This window comes from Streptomyces sp. Xyl84 (assembly GCF_059731885.1).
In genome coordinates, this window is sequence record NZ_AP029182.1 from 906,015 (window position 1) to 926,434 (window position 20,420).

Genomic DNA, 20,420 nt, shown 5'->3' on the forward strand with positions numbered 1-20,420 from the left:
AAAAAACCACCGGTCCCGAAACCGGTCGCCCCAACCCGTCGCGAACAGGGGAAGCCGCACACACGGAATGAAAGCCCCCCCTCGCGCGCCCTCGGCGCGTCTCCGCGACGCACTGTCCGAACCCCCGGTGATCGTCGTCGGCCCTGGCATCCCAGCACGGCGGCGCACCCACGTCCAGCGCCGTGAACTGCCCATACCCGGACATTGAAAGCAAGCTCGCGGTGACCTGCGTCACGCCGTGAAAAGGCCGCGGGGACTGACGTCACGATTTCATCGAGAAAGGTGCCTGTTCGTCACATCCGCATGATTCGGTGCACTGTTGACGTATTGGTGGGCACAACTCCCCCGTGTTTTCGAGGATGTTGATACTGTCCACGAATTGTGGCGGGGGCCGGTCCACGGATCCGCCGTCCGTCACGGCGCGAAATCCGACACGTCACCGCATTACTCGTAGAAGGGCAAGTCCCGCATGCAGACAGCTTTCTGGAGCAGACGCCGCGTCCTCGGCGCGCTCGCGGCCGCGACCGCTGTCGCCGCCGCTCCCCCGGTCCTGCGGCCGGCCACCGCCGCGGCCGCCGAGACGGGAGGGGCCGACCCGGTGCCGCTGCCGGACACCGAGCGCGCCAAGGCCGTCCGCGCGTGGCTGACCGGCGGCAAGGGTGTGAAGGCCGCCGCCACCACGGCTCTGTGCGGGACCGACACCGAGATCCGGACCTTCCTCGCCGAGACGCTGCCGCAGCAGACCGTGCAGGACAACCGGGTCGCGATCGTCCGCAGTCTGGACCGTGCGGGCAAGGGCCTGCGCCGTGAGGCCGTCGCCGCCCTGGACAACGGCGACGAGGCGATAGCCGGGTTCCTCTCGAAGGGCTTCGCCCCGGCCATCCTGGAGGATTTCCAGGTCGCCACCAGCATCGTCGCGTCCACCGGTGACAAGGGCGTGGTGCGCGCGGCCAACGCCGCCCTCGACGCCGGCACCGAGCCGGCCCTCCTCGCCTTCCTCGCCGACAAGCAGTACGACGCGCGGCTGGAGGACACCCGGGTCCAGGTCAGCGTCATGCTGATGACCGGCGGTCCGGAGGTGCAGAAGTACGCGGACCGCGCGCTCAGCGGCACCGCGAAGGACGTCGAGTGGTTCATCGAGACCGGCCAACACATCGCGCGCGCCCGCGACCAGGAGTCGGCGACCATCGAGGAGCTGGTGGCCGTCGTCGAGCGCGAGGGCAAGCGCGCCGAGCGCGAGACGAACCTGGCCGTCGAGGCCGGGGCGCGCGCCGAGACCGCCGCCACCAAGGCGAAGGAGGCCGCCGAGAAGGCTGCCGCCGAGGCCGCCGCCGCCCAGAGCGACGTGCAGAAGTCGGGGGCCGCGGCCCGCAAGGCGGCGAGCGCGGCGAAGGGCGCGGCCGACGCGGCCCGCAACGCCGTCAACGCCTCCAACGCGGCCGTGCAGGCCTCCCGGCGCGCCTCCTGGGCCGCCGCGGGCGCCGCCCAGGCCGCCGCGAAGGCCGGCAACGCCGCCGCCCGCGCCTACAACGCCGCGATCGCCGCGTCCAAGGACGCCGGCAAGGCGCAGGACGCCAAGAACGCCGCGGTCGCCGCCCGCAACGCCGCCTCCAAGGCCCGCAGCGCCGCCGCAGCCGCCGCCAAGGCGGCCCTCGCCGGCGACGCGGCCTCGGACGCCGGCCTGGCCGCCGCCTCCGCCGCCCGCAACTCGGCCGCCGCCGCGACCGCCGCCGCCCAGGCCGCCGTCTCCGCCGGTGCCGCCCAGGCCGAGGCCGCCGAGGCCAAGCGCCAGGCCGCCATCGCCACCAGCGCCGCCAACCGCGCCACCAACGCCGCCTCCGCCGCCCAGGCCCTGGCGACCGCCGCCGCCAAGGCGGCCCGTACCGCCCGCGACGCCGCCAACTCCGCCGCCGACCACGCCGACAAGGCCGCGGACGCCGCCGAGGAGGCCGTGAAGTACGCGGGTCAGGCCGTCGACTACGCCAACAAGTCGACCGCCCACGCCGCGGAGGCCGTGAAGGCCGCCAACACGGCCACCCAGGCCGTCAGCGACGCCCTGGAGGTGGAGAAGAACGCCCGCGCCGCCGAGGCGCAGACCCTGGAGCAGGACAAGCAGCAGGCCATCGAGGAGGCCCGGCAGCTCGCCGCCATCGAGCAGACCGAGCTCTCCGACGTCCGCGAGAAGCGGCTGATGGCGGAGCGCACCGACCAGGCGACCAAGGACCTCATCGCCAAGGCGGAAGAGGCCCTGTACTCCGGTGACATGACGGCCGCCGCGACCCTGGGCCGGCAGGCCGCGGTCGCGCTGATGGACGCCCGCGGGGCCAACACCCGGCAGGCCGCCCAGCACGCCCTCGCCGGCTCCGACGACGACGTCTACGCCTGGATCGACCTCGACCGGGCCCTCGCCCTGGCGCAGGACGACCGTGAGACCGCCCTCCACGTGGCGACGGTCGGCGGACCGAAGGTCGCCGCGGCCGCCGCGGCCGCGCTGGAGAGCAGCGACTCCAAGGCCGTCGGCGACTTCCTCACCGGCGGCATGAAGCGCGCCTCGGACGAGGACCTGCGCGTCGCCATCAACAAGATCATCGACGATGACGCGGGCAAGGCCGTCAAGGAGGCCGCCAACAAGGCGCTCGACGAGAACACCACCGAGTCCCTCAACTACTTCTTCGACCACGACTACCCGCTGGCCGTCCAGGAGGACGACCGGGTCCGGGCCACCGAGCTGATCAACACCGCGGGCGCCTTCACCAAGGCGTACGCGGAGGTCGCGCTCGAAGGACCGGCGTGGATGCTGCGCAACTTCATCACCGTGATCCAGTACCGCACCGCGCAGCTCGACTTCGACACCGCCACCCACGTCGCCGCGATCCGCGGGGCCATCGCCGCCGCCGCGAAGATCGCGGAGAAGGCGCAGGAGGACGCGGCCCTCGCCTCGAAGGCCGCCGCCGACGCCCGCAAGGCCGCCGCCGAGGCCCAGGAGTGGGCGCAGAAGGCGCTGGACTCCGCCGCCAAGGCCGAGGACTACGCCCAGCAGGCGCGGGACAACGCCGACGCCGCCGACAAGTCGGCCGCTGCGGCCCAGGCCTCCGCCAACACGGCGAAGAACGCCGCCGCCACCGCCCGCAGCGCCGCCCGCTCCGCCAACTACTCGGCCAACAAGGCCGTCGACTCGGCGCGCGCGGCGCTCGCCTCCTCCGCCGCGGCCCAGCGCTCCGCCGCCGCGGCCCGCGCCGCCGAACTCGCCGCCTCCGCGGACGCGAAGGCCGCCGCCGCCGCGTACGCGCAGGCCAAGCAGATCGCCGCCGACAAGAAGCGGGCCGAGGACATCGCGAAGGCCAAGGAGGCCGCGGCCCAGGCGCAGAAGGATCGCGACGCCAAGCAGGACCCGGCCAACAGCGACAAGAACAACCAGGTCAACCCGAACGGCACCGCGGACGGCGACGCCGACGAGTGGTGGAACGACGCCCAGTTCTACGCGGACGCCGCCAACGTGATCAGCGTCGGCGCCGGGTTCCTGGCGGCCGGCTGCGCCCTCGCCGCCTTCGTCTTCCCGCCGGCCCTCGCCGCGGCCGGCTTCTTCGCCGGCGTCTCCGCGGGCGCGGGCGCCCTCGGCACCCTCTTCACGGGCATCGAGCACGGCTTCACCAGCAGCGCCTTCTGGGAGTCCGCCGCCGGCACCGGCCTGAGCCTGGTCTCCTTCGGCGCCTACAAGTGGGTCGGTGCCGCCGACAAGGCGCTCGGCGGCGGCCTCGTCAAGCCCGTCGTCAGCAAGATCACGGACACCGGCGAGGACCTGGTCTCCGGCATCACGAAGGGCCTCAGCGACCTGTGGGGTCTGGCGGCCTGATCGCGCCCGCCCTCTCTTCCGGGGCGCCGCCGTCGGGCGGCGCCCCCTTCTCCCCACCTCTCACGGAAAGTTCCTGTCCCCATGCATGGAATACGTGGCGGGCGCGCGGCAAGGAGACGCGCCCGCTCGACGGTCCTGACCGTCCTCACCGCCCTGACCCTCCTCACGACGGCCGCGACGAGCCAGGCGGCCGAGCCGCGCGCGACGGCGAAGGCCCCGTCCGCCGCCAAGTCCGCGGCGCCCGGCGCGAAGTCCGCCGGGTCCAGCAGGTTCGCGGCCGGCTCCGGTGAGGACTGCACCCCCACCGCGCCGGGCTCCGAGGAACGCCGCGCCGGCGCCGTCGAGTCCTGTGTGACGGTCGCCCCCGCACCGGTGCGGGCGAAGACCCGCACCGGTGCCGCCGCACCCGCCACCACTCTGGCCGCGGCCGCCGGCGGCTGCGACCTCACCAGCCCCGGCAACTACAGCTACGAGCGCTTCTCGTACTGCGTGACCGGCATCAACGTCACCTACATCCTGCGCGACAGCAACGCTCGGGAGATCGGACGTGGCACGCTGGCGGTCTCCACCAGTGCCGGCCTCTCCCCGACCGCGACGACCTGGAACGAGCAGGTCACCGTCACCATGACCAGCGCCGAAGGCGACGTCGCCGCGCTGAACGCCAAGTTCCGCGCCTCCTGCGACGCCGGCTGCACGGCCACCAAGACCGCGCCCTGGTACGGCGGAGGCCTCACCCTCGGCCAGACCCTGACGGGTACCGTCACGTACTCCTCGCCCCAGACGGCGGGCTCCTCCGCTTCCTTCTACACGGCGTACGCGATGTACGTGACGTCCCCGGGCGCGACGGCGACCGACCCGAACGCGTCGTGGAAGAACGCGCGCCAGATCAGGTGCGACGACGCGGTCGGCGGCACTTCCGTGGCGGGCTGTGCCGTCCCCTCCGTCACGGCCGTCGTGCCGCTGAAGGCGACGAGCTCGGACGCGGGCGGCGCCGTGGCCGCCTACGGCTGGGCCCAGAAGAACCTCGACGGCGCCTGGGGGACGAAGGCCAGCCCCCTGACCCGGTCGACGAGCGGCGTGGCCGCCCGCACCGCCGCCACGTGCACAGGCTTCACGGCCCAGACCGATCTCGTCGACGCCGACAGCTGCGGCGACTTCCCGTTCGGCGAGGCGAAGGAGGGGGGCACCGCCGGCAGCCAGTGCGTCGAGGTGATCCCCAACCTCGGCAACGGCGAATGGGACACCTACATCCTGAACGACGGCCATGTCCTGGACCGCTCCTCACCCTGCGTGCAGGCCCACGTCACACCCACCGAGAAGCAGTTCGCCGACACACAGCTCGCCGACGGCTTCGCGGCCCAGCGGGTGATCGACGCCGACCGGTTCGAGCTGACGGTCTCGACGCCGGACACCGGACCGCAGGCCAGCTGCCTGAACGACCCGCCGCCGGCCGGCGCGCTCCCCAACGGCGACGGCTGGTTCAAGAACACCACCGAGCCGGTTCCGCTCGTCAACCAGAGCGACCCGGCGAGCGGGCCCGGACAGCGGCCGACCCAGGCGCAGGCGTGCCTGGGCCGGAACACCGGCAGAGGGACCGGGACCAGCGACCCCATCACCGGCATGAAGGACGCGGAGGCGTTCAAGAAGGCGAACAACGTCACCTATCAGCTGGCCCGGTGCCATCTCATCGCGAACATCCTCGGCGGACAGGGCACGAGTGCGCTCACCCGCTACAACCTCGTCCCCTGCTGGCAGTCGGGGATGAACACGGGCACGCCCAGCATGCGGACGTTCGAGACCAGGGCGCAGGACCTGATCAAGGGCCCCATCGCCGCCTTCGGAGCGAACGACGCGCTCTTCTACCAGGTGACGCCCGTCTACAAGGACGCGAACAGCACCATCCCGACGGGTGTCACCATGAACGCGACGATCCAACGGGCGGACGGGACGACCGAGGAACTGTTCCCCAACGTCTACGTCACCAACACCTACCAGAACACCGGATTGCTCAACCTGGGTAACTGACCCGCCCAGTTCGCGCCAACGGGAGCCTGCATGAGTATCACCACCCCACCGCGGCCGTTCGACGTCACCGCGCTCTTCCCTCAACTGGCCCCGCTGGCGCGCATCGCGACCCGGCTGCACCCGCGGCCGGCGTCGCCGACCGTGCACGACAGCTCGGTCGGCGGGCCGCTGCTGTGGCCCGCCGACGAGCCCTGGCCGCACTGCGCCGAGCCGCACGACCGGCACGCGGCGCCGGTGGTCCACTCCCCGGACGACGTCCGGCTCCTGCGCCGCGACCTCGCTGCGTCGACCGAGCGGCTGCGCCTCGACCCCGAGGCACCCGAGGTCACCCCCGAGGAGCGGGAGAACTGGGAGCGGACCAAGGCGGGCCGCCCGTGGTTCGACGGCCCGATCCCTCTTCTCCCCGTCGCCCAGCTCTACGCCCGCGACGTCCCCTTCCCGCGCCCCGCCGGCGCGGACCTCCTCCAGGTCCTGTGGTGCCCCTTCGACCACGCGGAACACCCCCACCCCCGGACCACGCTCTCGTGGCGCTCCGCCGCCACCGTCACCGACGTCCTCGACGCGCCGCCCGAGCCGCCGGTCGTCCAGTCCGCGCACTACCTCCCCGAGCCGTGCCTGTTCTCACCGGAGCAGGTCACCGAATACCCCCACCCCAGGGAGCTGGACAAGGAGATCCGGGACCAGTTGGACGACCTCAGCCGCTGGGAGACGGTCGATCCCGCGCGGTACGCCACGTACGCGTACGACCCGGGCGAGCTCTACCTCGGCAGTCTCTCCACCGCCCCCGGCTGGAAGACAGGAGGCTGGTCCCGCTGGGACCCCACCGACCCCGTCGACCGCTCCTGCCCCGAGTGCGGCACCGAGGAGGTCCCGCTCCTCACCATCGCCTCCTCGGAATGGGACGGCATCGGCAGGTCCTGGATCGCCGAGGAGGAACCGGCGAACCCGGGCCCGCCTCCGCTGGGCGCCCGGGACGGCAACTTCACCTTGCTCGACATCGCCGGCGGCTACAACCTCCAGCTCCACGCCTGCCCGGCCGACCCCTCCCATCCTCACATCGAGCTGGTCCAGTGACCGGCACGAGCCCGTAGCGGACCGTCCGAGCGGGAGGCGGGCGGCCGCCCCGAGCCAGGGGGTACGGGCCGTGGCCAGCACCGCCGGCGTCGCGGCGAAGACCGCCGCCCCTGCCGCGAGGGTGCCGCCCGCGCCCGTCCTGCGGCGGCTCACGGGCAGTGCGAAGGCGCCGCCCGCCGCACCGGTGCTGACGGCCCCCGGTTCCGTCTCGGAGCCAGGCAGCACCGCCCCGGCCCGCCCGCGCCGTACAGCGAAGGCGCCTTGGTGCTCCTCGCACCGCCGGGCCGCCGCCCAGGTTGAACGCGGGGTCCGCCGATAGAATGTGACCGGGCCGGCCGCCGGCTCACGCGACGGGAAAGGTGCCGTCATGACCGGACGCATCAGCTACCGGAGGATCTACGAGGACGCGTCGCCGCGGGACGGCAAGCGGGTGCTCGTCGACCGGTTGTGGCCCCGTGGCGTGAGCAAGCAGGACGCGCGGCTCGACGAGTGGCTGCGGGACGTCGCCCCCTCCACCGATCTGCGCCGCTGGTACCACCACGACCCCGAGCGCTTCGCCGAGTTCCGCCGCCGTTACCTCTCGGAGCTGGACGACCCCGACCACCACCCGGCCGTCGAACGCCTGCACGACCTGATGGCCCATGACGACGTCACCCTGCTCACCGCGACCAAGGACGTGGACCGCAGTGAGGCCGCGGTGCTCGCCGCCTGGCTGAACGGTGCGGACGGCCACGGCTCCTGACCGTGAGCCGTACGGCGGGTGCGGATCCGTCGTGAGGACGAGCCCGCGACGCCCGCCCCGAAGGCGCCCGCGCTCCGGAAGCCCATGACCACGCGTCACCGTGCACACCGAGCCTGGAGGCATGCTTCGTGGCCGAGTCACAGTCCGTGATCGCCCCGCCCGCCCGTTCCGCGCTGTTCCTCGTCTGCACCGTCGCCCCCGGCGGGGAGGCCGCCGTCCGCGACCTGCTCCCGGACGTGGCCGGGCTGAGGCGATCGGTGGGCTTCCGGGCGCCGGACGACGCGCTCACCTGCGTCGTCGGCATCGGCTCCACCGCCTGGGACCGCCTCTTCGACGGGCCGCGCCCGCGCGACCTGCACCCGTTCGTGCCGCTGACCGGTGCCCGGCACCACGCCCCCTCCACCCCGGGCGACCTGCTGTTCCACCTGCGGGCCCGGCGCATGGACCTCTGTTTCGAGCTGGCCCAGCTGATCGGCGAACGCCTGCGCGGCGCCGCCACCGTGGTGGACGAGGTGCACGGCTTCAAGTCCTTCGACGAACGCGACCTGCTCGGCTTCGTCGACGGCAGCGAGAACCCGGAGGGCCGGCCGGCCGCCGACGCCGTCCTCGTCGGCGAGGAGGACCCCGGTTTCGCAGGCGGCAGCTACGTCGTCGTCCAGAAGTACCTGCACGACCTCACGGCCTGGAAGGCGCTGCCCACCGAGGAGCAGGAGAGGGTCATCGGCCGCTCGAAGGCGGACAACGTCGAGATGGCCGACGACGTCAAACCCGCCGACTCCCATGTCGCCCTCACCACGATCACCGGCGAGGACGGCACCGAACACAAGATCGTCCGGGACAACATGCCCTTCGGACGGGTCGGGGCGGGCGAGTTCGGCACCTACTTCATCGGGTACGCGCGCACGCCCGCGGTGACCGAGCAGATGCTGCGGAACATGTTCCTCGGCGACCGGCCCGGCGTGCACGACCGGATCCTCGACTTCTCGACCGCGGTCACCGGCTGCCTCTTCCACGTACCCACCGCCGACTTCCTCGACGATCCGCCGCCCGCGCCGGCGGCCGCAGCCTCCGTCCCGGAGGGCTCCCCGGGCATCGGCGGTCTCGAAGGGCGCTGACGTCCTGGTGTGCACCGACGAGGCCGAGGAGCGGCGCCGGGCAGCGGCGGGGCGGCCTGCCGCCGCCGGTCGCTGCCGGCGCCGGCCGGGGTGACACCCCAGCGCCTCGCCGCCTCGGTCGAGATCGTCCTGCCCGCGCCGGCCGCGGGGTGGCTGTGGCGCACCAGGCGCTGAGACGGACCCGCGGGCGCAGGGCCGAGCCGGATCGGCCGGGGGTGCGCCCGGGCGGAGGAGGCGGGCGTCAGGGCTGCCGGACTCGCGTGCCGGGCGCCGGGCGGGACGGCTGCGCGTAGGGGGCGCTCGGTCGCGTGCCACGGCGTCGGTCCGGCGTCCGTCACGTCCGCTCCCGGGCCCCCGGACGCCGACTGAGAGTGCGCGGGCCGGGGTACCCGGTGGCCCGTCCTGCCGGCCTCGGGGCGAAGGGATTGTGGTCATGGCTGACGACACGAGCGGCTCCGTCCGCGACGAGGCGCGGCCCGCGGACCCGCAGGCACGGGCCTACGCGGACCCGGCCCCGGTGGGCCTCGCCGGGTTCGCGCTCACCACGCTGCTGCTGTCCATCATCAACACCGGCCTCCTCAAGGAGAACGGGGCGATCCTCCCGGTGCTCGCCGTCGCGGCGTTCTACGGCGGCATCGCGCAGTTCGTCGGGGGACTGTTCGAGTTCCGGCGCGGCAACACCTTCGGCGCGACGGCGTTCATGTCCTACGGCGCCTTCTGGCTGACCTACTGGTGGCTCGTGCAGCACCTCGCCGTCGCCGGGGACGTGCACAACGCCCTCGGGCTCTACCTGCTCGGCTGGGGCATCTTCACCGCCTACATGGCGGTGGCCGCGCTGCGGGTCAGCCTCGCCGTGCTGACGGTGCTGGTGCTGCTCACGCTCACCTACATCTTCCTGGCCGTCGGGGCGTTCCTCGGCGGGGCGCCGCCGCACGTGATGACGCAGGTCGGCGGCTGGCTCGGCATCGCGACCGGGCTCACCGCCTGGTACGCCTCGGCGGCGGCCGTCATCAACGCCACGCACCGGCGGACGCTGCTGCCGACCGGCCCGCGCTGAGAAACGGCCCCCGGCCGGGCGCACGGCGGCGGCGCGACCCCTCGTACGCCGGGGCCGGGGCGCCCCGGCGTACGAGGGGTCGTGGCCCGGGTACGGGGGCCGGCCGGGACACAGGCCGGCCCCGGCCCGGACGCGGGACCCGGCCTGGACACAAGACGGCCCGGGCCCGGCCAGGGCGCAGGACGGACTTGATCCGGGTACGCGGCGATCGGGACCGGGGCGCTCGCGGCGGCAGCGGCCGGTGCACCTCGCGGTGCACCGGTCCGGCGGGGCGTACCGCGCGCCTACGCCACCGCCTCCGCGCCGTCGGTGACGGGCCCCGCCGCCACCGGCCCGGCCGCGACCGGCGGTGCGCCGGCCGGCTGCTGCTCCCCTTCCGTGGACGGGTCCCCCTCCGTGGACCGGTCCCCCTCCTGCGGCTCTCCCCCGGGCCGCTCCTCCGCCCGCTGTCCGGCCTGGTGGCGCTGCTGGGCGAACTGCGTGCGGTACAGCTGCGCGTAGCGGCCGTCCGCCGCCAGGAGTTCGTCGTGCGTGCCGCGTTCGACGACCGTGCCCGCCTCCACGACGAGGATGAGGTCGGCCGCGCGCACCGTGGACAGCCGGTGGGCGATCACCACCGCGGTGCGGTCCGCCAGGGCCTCGGTCAGGGCCTCCTGGACCGCTGCCTCCGAGGTGTTGTCGAGGTGCGCGGTGGCCTCGTCGAGGATGACGACCCGCTGGCGGGCCAGCAGCAGCCGGGCGATCGTCATCCGCTGTCGCTCGCCGCCGGACAGCCGGTAGCCGCGTTCACCGACGACGGTGTCCAGGCCGTCGGGCAGCGAGCGGACGAGGTCGTCGAGGCGGGAGCGGCGCAGGGCGTCCCACAGTTCTCCGTCGGTGGCGCCGGGGCGGGCCAGCAGCAGGTTGGCGCGCACCGAGTCGTGGAAGAGGTGGCCGTCCTGGGTGACCATGCCGAGGGTGGCGCGCAAGGTGGCGGCGCTCAGGTCGCGCACGTCGACGCCGCCGATGCGCACGGCGCCCTCGTCGACGTCGTACAGGCGCGGCAGCAGTTGGGCGATGGTCGACTTGCCGGCGCCGGAGGATCCCACGAGGGCGACGGTCTGTCCGGGTTCGGCGCGGAAGGAGACGCCGTGCAGGACCTCGGCGCCGCCCCGGGTGTCCAGGCTCGCGACCTCCTCCAGGGAGGCGAGGGAGACCTTGTCGGCGGACGGGTAGCCGAAGCGGACGCCGTCGAACTCCACCGCGACCGGGCCCTCGGGCACCTCACGGGCGTCCGGCTTCTCCTCGATGAGCGGCCGGAGGTCGAGGACCTCGAAGACCCGCTCGAAGCTGACGAGGGCGCTCATCACCTCCACGCGCGCCCCGGCGAGCGCGGTGAGCGGCGCGTACAGACGGGTCAGCAGCAGGGCGAGGGAGACGACGGCGCCCGGCTCCAGGGTGCCGCGCAGGGCGAACCAGCCGCCGAGCCCGTAGACCAGGGCCAGGGCGAGCGAGGAGACGAGGGTCAGGGAGGTGATGAAGGCGGACTGGGCCGTCGCCGTGCGGATGCCGATGTCGCGGACCCGGCGGGCGCGGGCGGCGAACTCCGCCGATTCCTCCTCGGGGCGGCCGAAGAGCTTGACGAGGGTGGCGCCGGGGGCCGAGAACCGCTCGGTCATACGGGTGCCCATCGCCGCGTTGAGGGTGGCCGCCTCGCGCTGCATGCGGGCCATGCGGCTGCCCATCCGGCGGGCCGGGATCACGAACACCGGCAGCAGCACGAGGGCGAGGAGGGTGATCTGCCAGGACAGGGTGAGCATCACGGCGAGCGTGAGCAGCAGCGTGACCACGTTGCTCACCACTCCGGACAGGGTGTTGCTGAAGGCGCGCTGGGCGCCGATGACGTCGTTGTTGAGGCGGGAGACGAGCGCGCCGGTGCGGGTGCGGGTGAAGAAGGCGACGGGCATGCGCTGCACGTGGTCGAAGACCGCCGTGCGCAGGTCGAGGATGAGCCCTTCGCCGAGTGTCGCGGACAGGCGTCTGCCGAGGATGCCGAGCGCCGCCTCGGCCACCGCGATGGCCGCGATCAGCAGGGCGAGGTGAACGACGGTGGCCCGGTCGCCGCGCGAGACGATCGCGTCGACGACTCGTCCGGCCAGGACCGGGGTGGCCACGGCGAGCAGGGCGGTCACCACTCCGAGGGCGACGAAGCGGGCGATGCGGCGGCGGTGGGGGCGGGCGAAGGCACCGATGCGGCGCAGCGTCTGGCGGGCGAAGGGGCGGCGCTCCTGCTGGGCGTTCATCACGCTGTGCAGCTGCGTCCAGGCGGTGGTCTCCATACTCATGAGGAGAACCTAGGACCTCAAGCAACGTTGAGGTCAACACCGGGCCGCGGGGGCGGGGGCGCACGGGCGCGCCCGGGACGCCGGCCGGTTGGCTCCCGGGCTCCGGCGGCGTGCGCCCCGGGCACCGGTCAGGTACGAACTACCCTTGCGCATGGGGCAGGATGAGCGGTCGCGCATCCGAAAATCGAGCAGGTGATCACGTGACGCAGCATCGCCCACGGCCGTGGACGGCCACCCATCGTGCAGACGCTCTGCGCGGAGGCGGCCGGTGAACCGCGCCGTGACCCTGGACGATCTGGTCCTCGCCGGGATCTCGGTGGCGGCGGGGGTGGCGGTGGCCTTCCTGTCGCGCACGCTGCTGCTCTGGCTGGCCCGGCACGCCAAGCGGACCCGCTGGAGCGGTGACGACGTCATCGTGGACGCGCTGCGCACGGTGGTGCCGTGGGCGGCCATCGCGGGCGGCGTGGCGGGTGCGGCGGCGGTCCTGCCGCTGACCCGGGCCACCCGGCACCATGTGCACCAGGCGCTGACCGTGTTCCTGATCCTGGTGGTCACGCTCTCCGCGGCGCGGGTGATCGCCGGGCTGGTGCGGACGGTCACGCAGTCACGCTCCGGGGTGGCCGGGTCGGCCACGATCTTCGTCAACATCACCCGGATACTGGTCCTGGCGATCGGTTTCCTGGTGATGCTCCAGACCCTGGGCATCTCCATCGCCCCGCTGCTCACCGCCCTGGGCGTGGGCGGTCTCGCGGTCGCGCTGGCCCTGCAGGACACCCTCGCCAACCTGTTCGCCGGGGTCCACATACTCGCCTCCAAGACGGTGCAGCCGGGCGACTACATCCGGCTGAGCACCGGCGAGGAGGGCTATGTGGAGGACATCAACTGGCGCCAGACGACGGTCCGCCAGCTCTCCAACAACCTGGTCGTCATCCCCAACGGGCAGCTCGCCAAGACGAACATGACCAACTTCACCCGGCCCGAGCAGCGGCTGACGATCCTGGTGCAGGCGGGCGTGGGCTACGACAGCGACCTGGAGCACGTCGAACGGGTGACCCTGGAGGTGGTCGCCGAGGTGATGCACGAGATCACCGGGGCGCTGCCCGAGCACGAGCCCGCCCTGCGCTTCCACACCTTCGGGGACTCGCGGATCGGCTTCACCGTGATCCTCGGCGTCGGCGAGTTCAGCGACCAGTACCGGATCAAGCACGAGTTCATCAAGCGGCTGCACCGGCGCTACCGCCGGGAGGGCATCAGCATCCCGGCCCCGACCCGGACGGTGGCGCTCCAGCAGAGCCCGGTGGTCATACCGCAGCCACGCGGCGCGGGGGACGGCGCGGTCTCGGCGTAGGAGCCGGATCCGGACGGGGTGCCCGCGCGGACGGGTCCTCGCGCGGAGAGCGTCCGGGTGGGTGCCGCACCGGCCGGCGCGCGCACGGAATGGGATCCGGACGGGGTGCCCGCACGGCCGGGGTCGCGGGTGGGCGCCACACCGGCGGGGTCCCGCACGCAGAGGGTGCACGCACGCAGGGGGTGCCGCATGGGCGGGTCCCCGCGCGAACGCGATCGGGCGGTGCCGCGGGGGCGGGATCCGGCCCGTCGGCCGTGTGGCGGCCGGATCCGGCGCGGACCCCTGTCGAGCCGAGGCCGATCACGAGATATCTTGATGTCGAGCAATGTTGCAGACGTGGAGCGGAGCACCCGGTGACTGACTCGACCATCATCTACACACACACTGACGAGGCCCCGGCCCTGGCGACGTATTCCTTCCTGCCGGTGGTCCGGGCGTACGCCTCGCAGGCGGGTGTGGCTGTGGAGACCCGTGACATCTCGCTGGCCGGGCGCATCATCGCGGTGTTCCCCGAGTACCTGAACGAGGACCAGCGGATCCCCGACGCGCTGTCCGAGCTGGGCGAGCTGGCCAAGACGCCCGAGGCCAACATCATCAAGCTGCCGAACATCTCGGCGTCCATCCCGCAGCTCAAGGCCGCCGTCGCCGAGCTGCAGGGCCAGGGCTACGCGCTGCCGGACTACCCGGACGACCCGAAGACCGACGAGGAGCGCGAGATCCGCGCCCGCTACGACAAGGTCAAGGGCTCTGCGGTCAACCCGGTCCTGCGTGAGGGCAACTCCGACCGCCGCGCCCCGGCCTCGGTGAAGAACTACGCCAAGACCCACCCGCACCGCATGGGTGCCTGGACCGGCGAGTCCAAGACGAACGTGGCGACCATGGGCGTCGACGACTTCCGCTCCACCGAGAAGTCCGTCGTCATCGCCGAGGACGGCGCGCTGCGCATCGAGCTGAAGGGCGACGACGGCTCCACCACGGTGCTGCGCGAGTCGGTGCCGGTGCTCGAGGGCGAGGTCGTCGACGCGTCCGTGATGCGGGTGGCCGCGCTGCGCGAGTTCCTCACCGCGCAGGTGGCCCGGGCCAAGGCGGAGGGCGTGCTGTTCTCCGTGCACCTGAAGGCCACGATGATGAAGGTCTCCGACCCGATCATCTTCGGTCACGTGGTGCGCGCCTTCTTCCCGAAGACGTTCGCGAAGTACGGCGAGACGTTCGCCGCGGCCGGCCTGACCCCGAACGACGGTCTGGGCGGCATCTTCAAGGGCCTGGAGAGCCTGTCCGAGGGCGCCGAGATCAAGGCGTCCTTCGACGCCGAGCTGGCCGAGGGCCCGGAGCTGGCCATGGTCGACTCCGACAAGGGCATCACCAACCTGCACGTGCCCTCCGACGTGATCGTGGACGCGTCCATGCCGGCCATGATCCGCACCTCGGGCCACATGTGGGGCCCCGACGGCCAGGAGCACGACACCCTCGCCGTCCTGCCGGACTCCTCCTACGCGGGCGTCTACCAGGCCGTCCTCGACGACTGCCGCGCCCACGGCGCCTACGACCCGTCCACCATGGGTTCCGTCCCGAACGTCGGTCTGATGGCGCAGAAGGCCGAGGAGTACGGCAGCCACGACAAGACGTTCGAGATCCCGGTCACCGGCACGGTCCGCCTCGTGGACCAGGCCGGCGAGGTCGTGATCGAGCAGGCCGTCTCGGCCGGTGACATCTTCCGCGCCTGCCAGACCAAGGACGCCCCGATCCGCGACTGGGTGAAGCTGGCCGTCACCCGCGCCCGCGCCACCGGCGACCCGGCCGTCTTCTGGCTGGACGCGACCCGCGCGCACGACGCCAACCTGATCGCCAAGGTCGAGCAGTACCTGCCGGAGCACGACACCGAGGGCCTGGAGATCAAGATCCTGTCCCCGGTGGAGGCGACCAAGCTGTCGGTGGAGCGCATCCGCCGCGGCGAGAACACCATCTCCGTCACCGGCAACGTGCTGCGCGACTACCTGACCGACCTGTTCCCGATCCTGGAGCTGGGCACCAGCGCCAAGATGCTGTCGGTGGTCCCGCTGATGGCGGGCGGCGGCCTCTTCGAGACCGGCGCCGGCGGTTCCGCGCCCAAGCACGTGCAGCAGCTGGTCAAGGAGAACTACCTGCGCTGGGACTCCCTGGGCGAGTTCTTCGCGCTGGTGCCGTCCTTCGAGCAGTACGCCGAGGCCACGGGCAACACCCGGGCCAAGGTCCTCGCCGACACCCTCGACCGCGCCACGGCGACCTTCCTCAACGAGGACAAGTCCCCGACCCGTCGCGTCGGCGGCATCGACAACCGCGGCAGCCACTTCTACCTCTCCCTGTACTGGGCGCAGGAGCTGGCCGGGCAGACCGACGACGCCGGCCTCGCCAAGGCGTTCGCGCCGCTGGCCGAGGCCCTCGCGGCGAACGAGCAGAAGATCGTCGACGAGCTGATCGCCGCCCAGGGCAAGCCGGCGGACATCGGCGGCTACTACCAGCCCGACCCGGCCAAGGCCGCCGAGGTGATGCGTCCGTCGGCCACCTGGAACGAGACGCTGGCGTCCCTCGGCTGACCCGGGTGACACCCCGGACCTGACGGTCCGCCCGCTCCGCCCCGGCCCGCACCACGCGGGCCGGGGCGGAGCCGTCCGCGGCACCCGTACGGAGCGCACCGGGACGACCGGTGCGGTGCCGTCACCGCCCCGGCAGCGACGCGGTCACCGCCACGCGCCGACGGACGCGCCGCGCGCCGGGACCACGGGCACGCGGCCGGACACCAGGAGGGACGCGGACACCGGGAGGGACGCGGACACCGAACCGGCCGCGGCGCCGTCGGCGGAGGCGGTGCGCACCGTCACCGGTCCCCCGCACGGCCGCACGGCTGGAGCACTCCCACGCGACAAGCGCTCCCGTCGCGGTGAGGGTGGATGTATGACGCAGGAGATCACGACGCCCTCACCCGACCGGGTGGCTCCGCGGCCCGCCGCCCGGGTCGTGCCGATCACCGCGGAACCTCCGGCCCCCTCACCGCCCCCGGTGCGGGAGTGGCCCGCACTGGACCTGGACGGCCCGGAGTTCGACCCGATACTCGCCGCGCTGATGCGCGAGGGACCGATCACCCGAATACGGCTGCCCCACGGTGAGGGCTGGGCGTGGCTGGCCACCCGCTACGACGACGTGAAGCTGATCACGAACGACCCGCGGTTCAGCCGTGCCGAGGTCACCGGCCGCCAGGTGACGCGGCTGGCCCCGCACTTCAAGCCGCGTCCCGGTTCGCTCGCCTGGGCCGACCAGCCCGACCACAACCGGCTGCGCAGGGCGGTCGCCGGCGCATTCACCGTCGGCGCGATGAAGCGGCTGCGGCCCCGCGCGCAGGAACTCCTGGACGCGCTCCTGGAGCCGGTGCTGCGCGCCGGACCGCCCGCGGACCTGGTGGAGCGGGTCCTGGAACCCTTCCCGATCGCGGTGGTCGCGGAGGTGATGGGGGTGCCGCCCGCCGAACGGGAGCAGGTGCACACCTGGACCCGGCAGATCATCTCCATGTGCGGGGGCGCCGATGCCGCCGACCGCGCCAAGGAGGGCATGTACGGGTGGATCGCGCGGACGATCCGGGCGCGCCGGGACAGCGGCGGCCAGGACGTGCTGTCGCTGCTGGGCGCGGCCGTGGGGCGGGGCGACATCAGCGAGGACGAAGCGGTAGGCCTGGCCGGGCCGCTGCAGATCGGCGGCGAGGCCGTCACCCACAACTGCGGGCAGATGCTGTACCTGCTGCTGACCCGGCCGGAGCTGATGGGGCGGATGCGGCAGCGGCCCGCCGGGCGCGGGGCGGTCCTGGACGAACTGCTGCGCCACATCCCGCACCGCAGCACCGTGGGCCTGGCCCGGATCGCCCTGGAGGACGTCGAGCTGCACGGCGTGCGCATCGCCGCGGGTGATCCCGTCTACGTCTCCTACCTGGCCGCCAACCGTGACCCGGCGGTCTTCCCCGACCCGGACACCATCGACCCCGACCGGGACCCCAACCCGCACCTGGCCTTCGGCAACGGCCCGCACTACTGCACCGGCGCGGTCCTCGCCCGGCTGCAGACCGAACTGCTCGTGGACACCCTGCTCGACCGGCTGCCGGGGCTGCGGCTGGCGGTGCCGCCAGGCGACGTCGTCTGGCGGCGCAGGACGATGATCCGCGGCCCGCAGAACCTGCCGGTCACCTGGTGAGGACCGTCCCGGGCGTCCCCGCGCGGCTCACGCCCGCAGCCACTCGGTGACCACCACGTCCGACCCCGTGCGCAGCCGCAGCGCGAACGGGCCGGCGGGCGGCGCCTGGGAGGCGAAGCGGCCCAGGTCGTCGGCGGTGAGCCGGGCGCCGGGCCGGGGGCCGTGCAGCACCTCGATCCGGGCCGGCTGCGGCGGCATCACCTGCCCCAGCAGGCCGTCCCCGCTGACCTCCACGTCGACGGTCAGGTCACCCGCCTGGAAGGTCAGCATCCGCGGCACCTCCCCGGAGCCCCTGACCGGAAGGGCGTCGAGCAGCGAGTCGAAGGTCAGCTCGGCGATCCGGGCGTCGAGGTCGTGCAGCGCGTAGGCCTCCACGGCGAGTTGGCGCAGCTCGTCCGGGACCGGGTCGAGGACGGCGGCGGCCTGCCGCAGTTCCTCCTCCAGCAGGCCCTGTGCCGCCTCCGTGACGTCACCGCCCTCGCGGTCGTGGTCGTGGTTGCCGGTGCGGTCGTTCACGAGGTCCCCCGTGCGTCGTCGAGTCGTGCGCGCAGGCGCCGCAGGCAGCGCTGGCGCAGAGGTCCGATGCTGCCCACGGCGACACCGAGCGCGGCCGAGACCTCCTGGTAGCTGGGCGGCGGCGAGGCCATCAGGACCCGCAGCAACTGGCGGCAGCGGTCGCCGAGTCTCTCGAACTCCTGCCACAGCCGCCGGATCCGCTCGCTCTGCGCCGCGGCCTCCTCGGCGTCGAGCAGCGACTGCTCGGGCGCCCCGACCTCGCTGACCCCGTCGAGCAGGTGCGGGTCGTCGGTCACCGTCAGCCGGCTCAGGCTCCGCAGCGTCCTGAGACATTCGTTGCGGGCGGTGCTCGCCAGCCACGAGCCCGCCTTGTCGGGTTCCCTGATCCGGCCGAGGTGCTGGGCGAAGCGGAACCAGACGGTCTGGTACACCTCGTGCCCGTCGGCGTCGGAGAGCCGGTGGGCGCGCACCACCGACCAGACCAGCGGGCTCAGCCCCTCCACCAGTGCTTTCCAGGCCGCAGCGTCACCGTCGACCGCGGACTGGACGAGCACGCCGACATCTGCACGGTCCACCGATCCACCCCTCGTGTACGGCCTGTCATCGTACGCCGTGGAGGGGAGCGTTCCGGTTCTCATACCGGCGGAGCCGGCCGCCGGACGGGGACCGGCCGCCAGGTGGGCGGGCGCAGCGCCGGTACGTGCGCCCCGCGCACCTCCGCGTACTCCCGGTTGGCGGCGAGGAGCCGGCGGCGGGCGGCTCTCGGGTCGCGTTCCCCGTGGGCCGTCATGTGGGCGGCGACCATGGCGGCGGCCACGGGGGCGGCGAAGGAGGTGCCGCTCCAGTGCGCGTACCCGTCGAACATCACCTGGTCCGGCTTGGCCGGGGTCCTGTCGCCGTCCTCGCTCAACAGGCCCGCGTGCCGGGGCCACTGGCAGGTGCAGGCGTACCGGAAGCCGAACCGGCAGGCGTCGTAGGTGGAGTGCCGGTAGACGTACGGCACGGGCGTCTCGAAGCCGGTGAGGGCGCTGGTGAGGCGCTCACCGGGGGCGTACGCCTTCACCCAGTGGCCGTGGTTGCTGAAGCAGGCGCCGTGTTCGCCGTCGCCGCGCAGCGCGCCGACCGACAGCACCGAGTCCTCGTAGCCGGGCCGGTCGGCGTAGGCCGCGGGCCAGAACGGCGTGGCACTGGAGTTGTTGCCGGCGGCGGCGACCAGGAGGGTGCCCCGTTCGCGCAGTTCCCGCATGAAGGCGTCCACGCCGAGCAGGCCGTCGGTGCGGCCGTTGGAGGTGCCGGCGGAGAGGCTGATGATGTCGGGCCAGCCGCCGGCGTCGACGGCCTCGAACAGCCGGTGCCCGAACTCGGACTCCAGGACGGCGCCGGCGTCGTTGAGGCTGCCCCGGACGGTGATGTCGGTGTTGGGGGCGACCGCGGCGACCAGTCCGGCGATGAACGTGCCGTGCCCGACGTACTGTTCCAGGACGCCGTCGTCGTCGGTCTCCCGGACCTGGCGGTCGCCGCGGACGCGGGCCAGCAGCGGCACGGCGCCGTGGTCGTGCATGAGTCCGGTGTCGACGACGAGGACGTCCACGGCGGTGTCCGCGTCGTACGGGGTCCGGTCGGGGGCGGGGTTGGTGCCCGCGGCGCGCGGTGCGGGCACCGGCTCGTCGCCGGGGCAGGCGTTGACCGCGATGGACACCACGTGGTTGCGGCTGACCAGCCGCCGTCCGGCGCGTCCCTCGTGCTCGCGCAGGGCACGCAGCGCGTGCGCGACGGCGAGGTCGCCGCCGGGGTCGCCCTCCCCGGGGTCGCCCACCTGGATCCGCGTGACGCCCGTGCGGTTGGCCGGGGGGCCCGCCCGGCGCACCCGGTCGGCGGTCAGGTCGGGCGCCGCGGCGAAGTGGGTGCGCACCGTGTCCTCGACCAGGTGGGCCTCCTCGCCGTCGCGGGCGAGGACCACGCCCTTCTCGTAGAGGAACTCGGCGGAGTCGTCCGGGCCCATCGCCAGCGGGACGTGGGGCATCGAGCGCTGGATCTGCGCGAACTGCTCGTGGAAACGCTGTGGTGCCATGGCGCGCGTGTCCTCCCGTCGGGACGGTGTCGTCAGTCAGAGCCGCGGGGGCCCCGGTTGATACAGCGGGCGGGGTGCCA

Annotated in this window: 13 protein-coding genes; 9 read left to right on the plus strand and 4 right to left on the minus strand. The window is 73.4% G+C overall.

Annotated elements, in window-relative coordinates; translation table 11 throughout:
* Nucleotides 1-469 precede the first annotated feature (469 nt).
* From AC6I72_RS03890 to AC6I72_RS03915, 6 genes are all read left to right on the plus strand, one after another.
* Nucleotides 470-3,853, plus strand: coding sequence for an ALF repeat-containing protein (locus AC6I72_RS03890; protein WP_497999464.1), 3,384 nt, complete (start codon nt 470-472; stop codon nt 3,851-3,853).
* Between the two features lie 81 nt (nt 3,854-3,934).
* Entirely contained in the window at nt 3,935-5,878 is a 1,944-nt protein-coding gene (locus AC6I72_RS03895) for a DNA/RNA non-specific endonuclease (RefSeq protein WP_497999465.1), read from the plus strand.
* Nucleotides 5,879-5,908: 30 nt separating this feature from the next.
* Nucleotides 5,909-6,952, plus strand: coding sequence for a hypothetical protein (locus AC6I72_RS03900; protein ID WP_497999466.1), 1,044 nt, complete (start codon nt 5,909-5,911; stop codon nt 6,950-6,952).
* 367 nt (nt 6,953-7,319) lie between these two features.
* On the plus strand, nt 7,320-7,694 hold the full coding sequence (locus AC6I72_RS03905) for a DUF488 domain-containing protein (RefSeq protein WP_497999467.1): 375 nt from the start codon (nt 7,320-7,322) through the stop codon (nt 7,692-7,694).
* A 128-nt stretch (nt 7,695-7,822) separates the two neighbouring features.
* On the plus strand, nt 7,823-8,809 hold the full coding sequence (locus tag AC6I72_RS03910; protein ID WP_497999468.1) for a Dyp-type peroxidase: 987 nt from the start codon (nt 7,823-7,825) through the stop codon (nt 8,807-8,809).
* Between the two features lie 433 nt (nt 8,810-9,242).
* On the plus strand, nt 9,243-9,866 hold the full coding sequence (locus tag AC6I72_RS03915; protein WP_497999469.1) for an acetate uptake transporter: 624 nt from the start codon (nt 9,243-9,245) through the stop codon (nt 9,864-9,866).
* 284 nt (nt 9,867-10,150) lie between these two features.
* Here AC6I72_RS03915 and AC6I72_RS03920 read toward each other — a convergent pair whose 3' ends face one another.
* Complete coding sequence (locus AC6I72_RS03920; protein ID WP_497999470.1) at nt 10,151-12,190, minus strand: ABC transporter ATP-binding protein; 2,040 nt, start codon at nt 12,188-12,190, stop codon at nt 10,151-10,153.
* Nucleotides 12,191-12,458: 268 nt separating this feature from the next.
* Between AC6I72_RS03920 and AC6I72_RS03925 the strand changes: the two genes are divergently transcribed.
* The 3 genes from AC6I72_RS03925 (at nt 12,459) to AC6I72_RS03935 (ending at nt 17,753) form a co-directional block, all read left to right on the plus strand.
* A complete protein-coding gene (locus tag AC6I72_RS03925) occupies nt 12,459-13,538 on the plus strand; it encodes a mechanosensitive ion channel family protein (RefSeq protein ID WP_497999471.1) in 1,080 nt (359 codons plus the stop codon).
* Between the two features lie 353 nt (nt 13,539-13,891).
* The gene (locus AC6I72_RS03930; RefSeq protein WP_497999472.1) at nt 13,892-16,111 is read left to right on the plus strand and encodes an NADP-dependent isocitrate dehydrogenase; all 2,220 of its coding nucleotides are present in this window, start codon (nt 13,892-13,894) and stop codon (nt 16,109-16,111) included.
* A gap of 358 nt (nt 16,112-16,469) precedes the next feature.
* Entirely contained in the window at nt 16,470-17,753 is a 1,284-nt protein-coding gene (locus AC6I72_RS03935) for a cytochrome P450 (RefSeq protein WP_497999473.1), read from the plus strand.
* 27 nt (nt 17,754-17,780) lie between these two features.
* Here AC6I72_RS03935 and AC6I72_RS03940 read toward each other — a convergent pair whose 3' ends face one another.
* The 3 genes from AC6I72_RS03940 to AC6I72_RS03950 all read right to left on the minus strand — a co-directional run bounded on the left by AC6I72_RS03940 (nt 17,781) and on the right by AC6I72_RS03950 (nt 20,340).
* Nucleotides 17,781-18,200 carry a hypothetical protein gene (locus tag AC6I72_RS03940; protein ID WP_498004581.1) on the minus strand — a complete coding sequence of 140 codons (420 nt, stop codon included), beginning with the start codon at nt 18,198-18,200 and terminating at the stop codon, nt 17,781-17,783.
* 65 nt (nt 18,201-18,265) lie between these two features.
* On the minus strand, nt 18,266-18,907 hold the full coding sequence (locus AC6I72_RS03945; protein ID WP_366726099.1) for an RNA polymerase sigma factor: 642 nt from the start codon (nt 18,905-18,907) through the stop codon (nt 18,266-18,268).
* Nucleotides 18,904-20,340 (minus strand): S8/S53 family peptidase, encoded by a 1,437-nt coding sequence (locus AC6I72_RS03950; protein WP_497999474.1) that lies wholly within the window; start codon nt 20,338-20,340, stop codon nt 18,904-18,906. Before AC6I72_RS03950 ends, AC6I72_RS03945 begins: the two co-directional genes overlap by 4 nt.
* Nucleotides 20,341-20,420: the final 80 nt, after the last annotated feature.